The organism is Streptomyces sp. NPDC042002 (genome assembly GCF_055588305.1).
Genome location: NZ_JBVJCT010000020.1, coordinates 118647 through 127557 on the forward strand (window position 1 = coordinate 118647; position 8911 = coordinate 127557).

Annotated in this window: 8 protein-coding genes; 4 read left to right on the forward strand and 4 right to left on the reverse strand. The window is 72.0% G+C overall.

The window, feature by feature from the left end; genetic code table 11:
• Positions 1 to 114 precede the first annotated feature (114 nt).
• From ACZ6KY_RS26720 to ACZ6KY_RS26730, 3 genes are all read right to left on the reverse strand, one after another.
• Positions 115 to 873: a thioesterase II family protein gene (locus ACZ6KY_RS26720; protein WP_469312824.1), complete on the reverse strand. Its 759-nt coding sequence runs from the start codon at positions 871 to 873 to the stop codon at positions 115 to 117.
• A gap of 85 nt (positions 874 to 958) precedes the next feature.
• Positions 959 to 2473 (reverse strand): FAD-dependent monooxygenase, encoded by a 1515-nt coding sequence (locus ACZ6KY_RS26725; protein ID WP_469312825.1) that lies wholly within the window; start codon positions 2471 to 2473, stop codon positions 959 to 961.
• 271 nt (positions 2474 to 2744) lie between these two features.
• A complete protein-coding gene (locus ACZ6KY_RS26730) occupies positions 2745 to 3152 on the reverse strand; it encodes a hypothetical protein (protein ID WP_328443567.1) in 408 nt (135 codons plus the stop codon).
• 557 nt (positions 3153 to 3709) lie between these two features.
• Here ACZ6KY_RS26730 and cimA point away from each other — a divergent pair.
• Both cimA and ACZ6KY_RS26740 read left to right on the forward strand, forming a co-directional pair.
• Entirely contained in the window at positions 3710 to 5398 is a 1689-nt protein-coding gene (gene cimA / locus ACZ6KY_RS26735; RefSeq protein ID WP_469312826.1) for a citramalate synthase, read from the forward strand.
• Positions 5399 to 5614: 216 nt separating this feature from the next.
• Positions 5615 to 6127, forward strand: a complete 513-nt coding sequence (locus ACZ6KY_RS26740) for a toxin-antitoxin system HicB family antitoxin (protein ID WP_469312827.1) — start codon at positions 5615 to 5617, stop codon at positions 6125 to 6127.
• 158 nt (positions 6128 to 6285) lie between these two features.
• Here ACZ6KY_RS26740 and ACZ6KY_RS26745 read toward each other — a convergent pair whose 3' ends face one another.
• Positions 6286 to 7041, reverse strand: coding sequence for a helix-turn-helix domain-containing protein (locus ACZ6KY_RS26745; protein WP_469312828.1), 756 nt, complete (start codon positions 7039 to 7041; stop codon positions 6286 to 6288).
• A gap of 238 nt (positions 7042 to 7279) precedes the next feature.
• Here ACZ6KY_RS26745 and ACZ6KY_RS26750 point away from each other — a divergent pair, with 238 nt between their 5' ends.
• On the forward strand, positions 7280 to 7942 hold the full coding sequence (locus tag ACZ6KY_RS26750) for a DUF4097 family beta strand repeat-containing protein (protein WP_469312829.1): 663 nt from the start codon (positions 7280 to 7282) through the stop codon (positions 7940 to 7942).
• A 31-nt stretch (positions 7943 to 7973) separates the two neighbouring features.
• Positions 7974 to 8795 (forward strand): alpha/beta fold hydrolase, encoded by an 822-nt coding sequence (locus ACZ6KY_RS26755; RefSeq protein ID WP_469312830.1) that lies wholly within the window; start codon positions 7974 to 7976, stop codon positions 8793 to 8795.
• Positions 8796 to 8911: the final 116 nt, after the last annotated feature.

The following is an 8911-nucleotide window of genomic DNA, read 5'->3' on the forward strand; positions in this document are numbered from 1 at the left end:
CGCAGCAAACCCCACCGCACGACACCTACAAAAGGCCAGACGAGGAAAAACCCACCCCCCCCCCCCCCCCCCCCCCCCCCCCCCCCCCCCCCCCCCCCCCCCCCCCGGCACCGGTCAGGACGCGGCGGCCTGCGTGAGAAGTCCCCCGGTGACGGCGGCGGCGACCTTCTCGAGCTGGTCGAAGAGGTAGAAGTGCCCGCCGGGGAACACCTCCACCCTGAAGTCGCCGGCGGTGTGCTCCCGCCAGGTGCGGGCGTCCTCTACCGTCGCGATCGGGTCGCTGTCCCCGATCAGGGCGGTCACCGGTGCCGTGAGCGGCCCGCCGACGGGCCCGCGGTAGGCGCCCAGGATGCGGTAGTCGGCCCGCAGCGCCGGCAGCACCATCTCCAGGATGTCGGGGTCCTCCAGCATGGACTGGTCGGTGCCGCCCAGTCGGCGCACCTCGGCCAGCATGTCGGCGTCGTCGTAGAGGCCGTAGGCACTGTCCCTGAGGTCGTCGGGGCCGCCCCGGCCGGAGAAGAACACCCGCTGCGGGGCGGGCAGTCGGCGCCGGGCGAGCTGCCGGGCCGTCTCGAACGCCACCAGCGCGCCCATGCTGTGCCCGAACAGGGCGTACGGCCGCCCGTCCGCGGCCAGTTCACGGGCCAGCTCCTCGGTCACCGCCTCCGCGAGCGGCTCCAGGGCCGTGAACGGCTCCTCGCGGAAGCGGTCCTGGCGGCCCGGGTACTGCACGGACACCACGTCGAGGTCCGGGTGCAGGATGCGCGCCAGGTTCTTGAACGCCGTTGCGGAGCCCCCCGCGTGCGGGAAGCACACGAGCCGCGGTCCGTCTCCGGCAGTCGTGGTGAAGCGTCGCAACCACGTGCTGTCCACTGTCGGGTGTCCCTTCGTCGGGGTCGTCACGGCCGGCCCCGCTGGTGACCGGACCGGTCGGCCGTTCGTTTCGGGCAGGGGCCGCTCAGCCCTGCAGGGCCGGGCCGAACCAGGTTTCGAGAGCGGCTCGGAGCGCGGCGGTGTCGGGAGTGGTGCCGGCGGCGGCCGCCCAGGCGACATGGCCGTCCGGGCGGATCAGGACCGCGGCCGGCGCGGGGATCTCGCCGAGGGCCGGGACGATCCAGTGCTCGTCCTCGCTGCGCGCCTCGACGACGTCCACGCGGTCGGCCCAGCCCTCGGCGACGGCCGCCGCCGTGCTGCCGGTCAGGTCGAGCAGGACCGGGCGGGCGGCGTGCAGCAGCTCGTGGACCCCACCCGTGCCGTCGGACGTCTTCAGGTCGGCGTCCGGGATCCGGCGGCCGGTCAGCGGGTGATCGCCGTCGATGGGGTAGCGGATGTCCAGTGCCGTCAGCAGATGGCGCAGGTACTGGTTGACCTCGTCGAACACCATCAGGGAGCTGAACACCTCGCGCAGCGCGTCCGTCTGCGGTCCGGGGCGCACCAGGGCCGACTGCGCCCGGGTGTTGTGCAGCACCCGCTCCCCGACCGGGTGCCGCTCGGCGTGGTAGGTGTCCAGCAGGCTCTCCGGCGCCCGGCCGCGCACCACCGAGGCGAGCTTCCAGCCGAGGTTGACCGCGTCCTGCACGCCCATGTTCAGCCCCTGCCCACCGGCCGGGAAGTGGATGTGCGCCGCGTCCCCGGCGAGCAGCACCCGTCCCTTGCGGTACCGGTCGGCCTGCCGTGCCGCGTCGTTGAACCGGGAGATCCACCGGGGGTTGCGCATGCCGAAGTCGGTGCCCGCGACCCTGACCAGTGACTGCCTCAGCTGCTCGAACGTCACGGGCTCGTCGCGGTCCGCGACCCGGTCGAACTCGGAGGTGATCACCCGGTGCCAGCCCGGCTCGAACGCGATCGCCGAGTAGTCGCCGCCCGCGGTGCGCCGTATCCAGACGTAGTCCTCGGGCAGGTCGGGGAGTTCGACGTCGCCGATCAGCGCGGTCATCGTCGCCTCGGTGCCGGGGAAGCCGATGCCCGCCAGCTTGCGCACCGTGCTGCGCCCGCCGTCGCAGCCCACGAGGTAGCGGGCGCGCAGCGTCGCGGGCGTCTCCTGTGCCCCGCCGACCTCGACCGTCACACCGCTCTCGTCCTGGCTGAGGCCGCTCACCTCGCCTGCGCGGCGTACCCGTACGCCGAGTTCCACGGCCCACTCCTCCAGGATCCGCTCGATGGCGGACTGCAGGATCATCAGCGGGTAGGGGTGGCGCGACTCCGACTCGTCGAAGTCGAGGTAGAGGCCGGAGAAGTGGCCCACCGGCTGCAGCTGTCCCTCTGCCAGGAAGCGTTCCAGGATGCCGCGCTGGTCGAGCACTTCCAGGGTGCGGGAGTGGATCCCGCCGGCGCGTGATTCGCCCGAGCGCTGCGCGAGCCGCTCGACCACGATCACGTCGGCGCCCGCCAGCCGCAGTTCGCAGGCGAGCATCAGGCCCGTGGGCCCGGCGCCCGCGATCACCACATCCGTGTCCGTGCCGGTGTGTCCCACGTGTGCCCCCTCTTTCCGCTGCGCCTGTCACGGCATTGGATGACCTCCACGCTCACGCACGCGACGCAGCCGTTCAAGACAACCCGGCGCCGGCAGGCGGCTGTTCGCCGGCGGGCTTGCCGCGTCCTGCCGGCCGGTGGCCCCTCGTGTCCCGCCGGCGGGACACGAGGCGGTGCGCGAAGACGGCAGGCTCCGCCGGAGCGTTCTCCGGCGGAGCCAGGGGTGAAGCGGGGGAGCGGTGCCGAAGGCGTACCGGTACCGGGCCGGTGTGTCAGGCGGCGTCCAGAGCGGCGGTGATCTTGCCGGCGGTCGCGGTGAGGGTGGGGCCGGGCTCGCCCTTGGAGGTGCGGGCGGAGGCTTCGACGGCGACGAGGACGGTGCTGCGGAAGTTGTCGGCCTCCTCGGGGGCCTGCTTCTTCAGCAGCTGCACGGCGGCGGTCAGGGCGGGCAGGACACGGTCGGCGATCTCGGCCGCGGACTTGCCGCTCAGGTCCCCGACCGGGGACTTCTCCGCCAGCACGTGGCCGACCAGACCGGTGCCGGTGGTCAGGGCGATGCTGCCCTGGGTGGCCACCTTGTGCGGGGAGTCGGCGCCGGCGGCCGCGGCCATCAGCGTCACGGCGCCGTAGGCGGCGGTGCGCAGGGTGAGCTTGTCCTGGTCGCTGAGGGTGACGGACATGGTGGGGGCTCCTTCGTGTCGTACGCCGCGCCCGGCGTCGCTCCGTTTCCGTGGCTCCACTGTGGCACATGCTTGGCATCACTGTGAGCCATTAATGACGCCAATATGCGCCATGAGGTGACCTGCGCTCATGAAGCCACAGCTCACACGACATGACCGCAGACGCCAAGACGACCGAATCCCGACGACGCCACCACCGGAACCGACCGCTTCGGCCACACCGACCGCTTCGGTCACACCGGCCTCCTTCGGAGGCGGACGGGCAGGAAGCCCGCCGGCGCCCTCGGGGGATGGTGGGGACACCGGCGGGCCCTTCGGTGCTCCAAGAAGGCTCTTGACCGTCCGCATCGGAGCTCACGACCTTGAGCGTCGCACGCCCCACCCGGCGCGGCCTCGAGCACCGCTGGAGCACCCGGCGTGTCTGTAGCGATCGTCGTCCGGCGCTCCAGCCGGCTTCAAGTGACCTGACGGACGCCGGTGTTGACCGGGCGCCTGCTGTCCTGCCGCGCAGTCCCTGTGCCCATCCTCGACCGGGAAGCGAGTGCGAGGGGCCATAGATGGACGGTGAGGCCGGCCATCCCGGTGGACCGAGATCCCGGACAGGAGACAGGTCAGTGAGCAGCAGCCCGAGCGAACGCACCGGGAACGTCACCGGCGAACTCGACGATCTCTTCCACGTCTTCGACACGACGCTGCGCGACGGCGCGCAGCGCGAGGGCATCAGCCTCACCGTGGCGGACAAGCTGGCCGTCGCGCGGCACCTGGACGACTTCGGGGTGGGTTTCATCGAGGGCGGCTGGCCCGGCGCCAACCCCCGCGACACCGAGTTCTTCGCCCGCGCGCAGAGCGAGCTCGACCTCCGGCACGCGCAGCTCGTGGCCTTCGGAGCGACCCGCCGGGCCGGCGCCAAGGCCTCGGAGGACCTCCAGGTCAAGGCGCTCCTGGACTCGGGGGCCCCGGTGATCACGCTGGTGGCCAAGTCCCACGACCGGCATGTGGAGCTGGCGCTGCGCACCACGCTGGAGGAGAACCTGGAGATGGTCCGCGACACCGTCTCGCACCTGGTCGCGCAGGGGCGGCGGGTGTTCATGGACTGCGAGCACTTCTTCGACGGCTACCGGGCCAATCCGGAGTACGCGAAGTCGGTGGTGCGGGCGGCGCACGAGGCCGGTGCCGACGTGGTGGTGCTGTGCGACACCAACGGCGGGATGCTCCCCGCCCAGGTCCAGGCGATCGTGCAGACGGTCCTTGCCGACATCGGCGCCCGGCTCGGCATCCACGCCCAGGACGACACCGGCTGCGCCGTCGCCAACACCCTGGCCGCCGTCGACGCGGGCGCCACCCACGTCCAGTGCACCGCCAACGGCTACGGCGAACGGGTCGGCAACGCCAACCTCTTCCCCGTGGTCGCCGCGCTGGAGCTCAAGTACGCCATGAAGGTCCTGCCCGAGGGCAGGCTCCGCGAGATGACCCGCATCTCCCACGCCATCGCCCAGGTCGTCGACCTGACCCCCTCCACCCACCAGCCGTACGTGGGAGTGTCGGCGTTCGCGCACAAGGCCGGCCTGCACGCCTCCGCCATCAAGGTCGACCCCGACCTGTACCAGCACATCGACCCCGAGCAGGTCGGCAACACCATGCGGATGCTGGTCTCCGACATGGCGGGCCGCGCCTCCATCGAGCTCAAGGGCAAGGAACTCGGCATCGACCTCGGCGGCGACCGCGAACTGGTCGGCCGGGTCGTCGAGCGCGTCAAGGAACGCGAACTCAAGGGCTACACGTACGAGGCGGCCGACGCCTCCTTCGAACTCCTGCTGCGCGCCGAGGCAGAGGGCAGGCCACTGCGCTACTTCCGGGTCGAGTCCTGGCGGGCCATCCTGGAGGACCGCCCCGACGGCAGCCACGCCAGCGAGGTCACGGTGAAACTGTGGGCCAAGGGCGAGCGCATCGTCGCCACCGCCGAGGGCAACGGCCCGGTCAACGCCCTGGACCGCGCCCTGCGCGTCGGCCTGGAACAGATCTACCCACAGCTCGCCCGCCTCGGAGTGGTCGACTACAAAGGCCGCATCCTGGAGGCCAGACACGGCACCGAGTCCACGACCCGGGTCCTGATCTCCACGACGGACGGCACGGGGGAGTGGTCCACGGTCGGCGTGGCGGACAACGTCATCGCCGCGTCCTGGCAGGCGCTGGAGGACGCCTATACCTACGGCCTGCTGCGGGCGGGCGTCGAACCCGTCGACTGACGCCCGGTGCTTGTGGGACAGCACCCGACCTCCACCCGGCGGCGCCCGAACTCTCGTCCGCCTCACGGCACTTGACCACGCGATCACCGGCCGTTGCGTATATGGCACCACGATGCCCCGGACGGCCCTGCACATTCCCACAGCTGGAGGGCCCGCGGGAGGAGAACACCTCTCCCCGGCGCGCCCGTCGCTTGTGCATGGTGCGATTGTGGCGCCATGGATCTCACGCCGTATATCGACACTCTCCGCCGGGAACTCGCGGTGGCCGCCGAGGCCGGCGGCAAGGAAGCGGGCGAGCTGGCCGAGCGGCTGACCGCCCCGCTGGAGTCGGCGACCCGGCTGGTCATGCTCAACGTCCTGTCCGCCGCGATGGACGAGATCACCCGCGAGCTCGCGCCCGGCTCGGTCGACGTACGGCTGCGCGGCCTGGACCCCGCCTTCGTAGTGACTCTGGCCCCCGCCGACAACGGGCCCGCCGCACAACCGGCCGAGCCCGCCGAGCCCTTCAGGGCCCCGGCCGACGGCGACGAGGGCGGCACCGCCCGCGTCAACCTGCGGCTGCCCGCCCACCTCAAGGCCCGCGCCGAGGAGGCGGCAAGCCGCGAAGGCCTGTCGGTCAACGCATGGCTGGTACGCGCGGTGTCGGCCGCGGTCGGCAGCGGCGCCCGGGTCCGTGCCCCGGAGCGCACCCAGGCCGTCGGACAGAGCTTCACCGGCTGGGTGCGCTGACCGCACCGCGCCCGAACCGCCTCGCTCGCACCGCGTCCGATGCTCCGGAGCGGACCGGGGACACCGTCAAGATCCGCGCCCGTACCCGGCACGGCAACATCCACGTCAGCCGCGCCCGGGCCCGAGCTCGCGCTCGCGTGCCTTCGCCCCGGCCGTGACTAGCCGTGGTCCGCGTCTTTCGGTGCGGTGTCGTCCGAGGCCGGTCCGGGGCTGGTGTGGAGGACTTCGCGGGCCTGTTCGGCGGCGCGGGTGATGCTTTCGCTGATGAAGTCGAGGAAGCGGGCGACGTTCTCCAGGCGGGCGGCGGCGGGGGTGTCGCGGCCGAGGACGGCGACGCCCTGGCGTGCGGTCTTGACGAGTTCGTCGTTGGCCCGGGCGCTGGCGATGGTGGCCTGGTAGAAGAGTTCGCTGTCGACGACGTAGCGGTCGCGGCGGCCCTCGTCGCGTTCGCGGCGGACGAGGCTCTGGCTCTCCAGGAACGTGATGGCCTTGGAGATGGACGCGGGGCTGACCTGGAGGCGCTGGGTGAGCTGGGACGCGGTGAGGCTGCCCGTGTCGGCGGTGAACAGGCAGGTCAGCACCCGGGCCGGGATCTTGGGCAGGCCGGAGCTCATGAGGACGGTGGTGAACGTCTCCTCGTACTCGGCCACGGCCTCGGCGTCGCGTCCGTGCGGCTGGGGGGCCGACTCCGGGCCGCGGGAGGTGGTGGTCCTGCGCCGGTGGGCGCGGCGTTCGGTGGCGCGGTGGGCCAGATTGGCGCGGTAGGCGGTGGGGCCGCCGTTGCGCATCACCTCACGTGTGACCGTCGAGGTGGGACGGCCCAGGCTCCGGGCGATCTCGGCGTAGGGGAGGCTGTCGGCCAGTCCCAGCGCGATCTGCTGGCGTTCCTGCTGGGTGAGTCTGCCTCCCGGCATCGCGGTCTCCTCGGTGATCCCTCGCGGCGGTCCCTGACCCCTCCACTATAGCGTTCACTTCACATCCATTGCAATGATCGGATCGTCGGACGTTGCGTTACTCTCGGTTCTGTTGCAACGATTTAGCGCCTTCTATCTGCGTGAACATCGATTCCTTGCAACGGACTTGTTGCCTGACAATGGAAAGCAACGTAGCGTTTCCAATGTCAGAAACAAAAAGCGAGCGCAGGAGGACACGATGCAGAAGTTCGACACCCCCGCCCCGATCTCCGCCGTCCTGGACATCCCCGCCGGACGCGTCCGGTTCATCGCCGCGGACCGCGCCGACACCACCGTCGAGGTCCTGCCCGCCGACCCCTCCAGGAGCCGTGACACCAGGACCGCGGAGCAGACCACTGTCACCTGTGCCGGCGGCGTCCTGCGGATCGCGGCCCCGGACTCCGGCAGCGGGCTCGGCTCCTCCGGTTCCCTGGAGGTCACCGTCCAGCTGCCCGCCGGCTCCCGTGTCGAGGCCAGGGCTGCCAGTGCCGAACTCCGTTGTGCCGGACGCCTCGGCGACATCGTTTTCGACGGCGCGTACCGCCGGATCGAGATCGAGGAGGCCGCGAGCGTCCGCCTCACCGCGACCGACGGCGACATCGAGGTCGGCCGGCTGAACGGCCCCGCGCAGATCAGTACGGCACGGGGCGACATCCGCATCGCCGAGGCCGCGCGCGGCACGGTCGTGCTGAGCACCCGGTCCGGCGACATCACCGTCGGCGCCGCCCCCGGCGTCCCGGCCCGCCTGGACGCCGGCACCGGCCACGGCCGCGTCGACAACGCCCTCAGGAACGACGGCACCACCGCACTCGACATCCGCGCCACCACCTCCCGCGGCGACATCACCGCCCGCAGCCTCTGAAAAGAACCCCCGACGCGTCAGGAGAAAACCCGTGAAGAAGAACAACACCCCCTCGGCCGGTTCGACTTCGACGTGGACCGGCATGGTGCCGGTCGACGACACGGCCCTGGCCGTCACCGACACCGGCGGCCCCGGCATCCCCGTCCTCTACCTCAACGGCCAGTTCGCCACCCAGGGGTACTGGCGGCGGGTCATCGCCGAACTCGGCCCGGGATGGCGGCACATCACCTACGACGAGCGGGCCCGCGGCAAATCGAAGCGCTCGGCGGACTACTCCTTCGAGGCGGCCGTCCGGGACGTCGACACCGTCCTCGCGGCCCGGGGCGTGGACCGCGCGCTCGTGGCGGGCTGGTCCTACGGAGCGTTCGTCGGAGCGCACTGGGCCGCCCGCAACCCCGAACGCGCCCTGGGCGCGGTCCTGGTCGAGGGCGCACAGCCCTACGACTGGCTGGACGCGGCCATGGAACAGCGGATCCGGAAACTGTTCCGGCGGATGAGCCCGTTCCTGCCACTGCTGCGCCCGACGGGCCTGACCCCGCGGATGAACGCCGAACAGATGGCGAACACCAACATCGAACTCGGCAGGCTCGCCCGCGAGCGCGAACTGGCCCCCGTGCTGGACAGCATCACCGTCCCGGCACGCTACGTGGTCGCCTCGGGCGCCTCCCTGGGAAGCAAGGGCGACGAGCAGGAACGGATCCGCGCCGCCCTCGACGCGGTGACCGCCCGCAACCCGAACATCCGCATCAGCGCCAAGGTCGCCAGCAACCACGACGCGATCCTCAAGAAGGACTTCGCGGCCGTCGCCGAGGCCGTACGCGAGGTCGCCGCCCTCGACGGTGGCGGGAGCTGAAGGCGGGGGGGGGGGGGGGGGGGGGGGGGGGGGGGGGGGGGGGGGGGGGGGGGGGGGGGGGGGCGGGGGGGGGGGGGTGGGGGGGGGGGGAGGGGGGCCGGGGAAGGGCGCGCGTG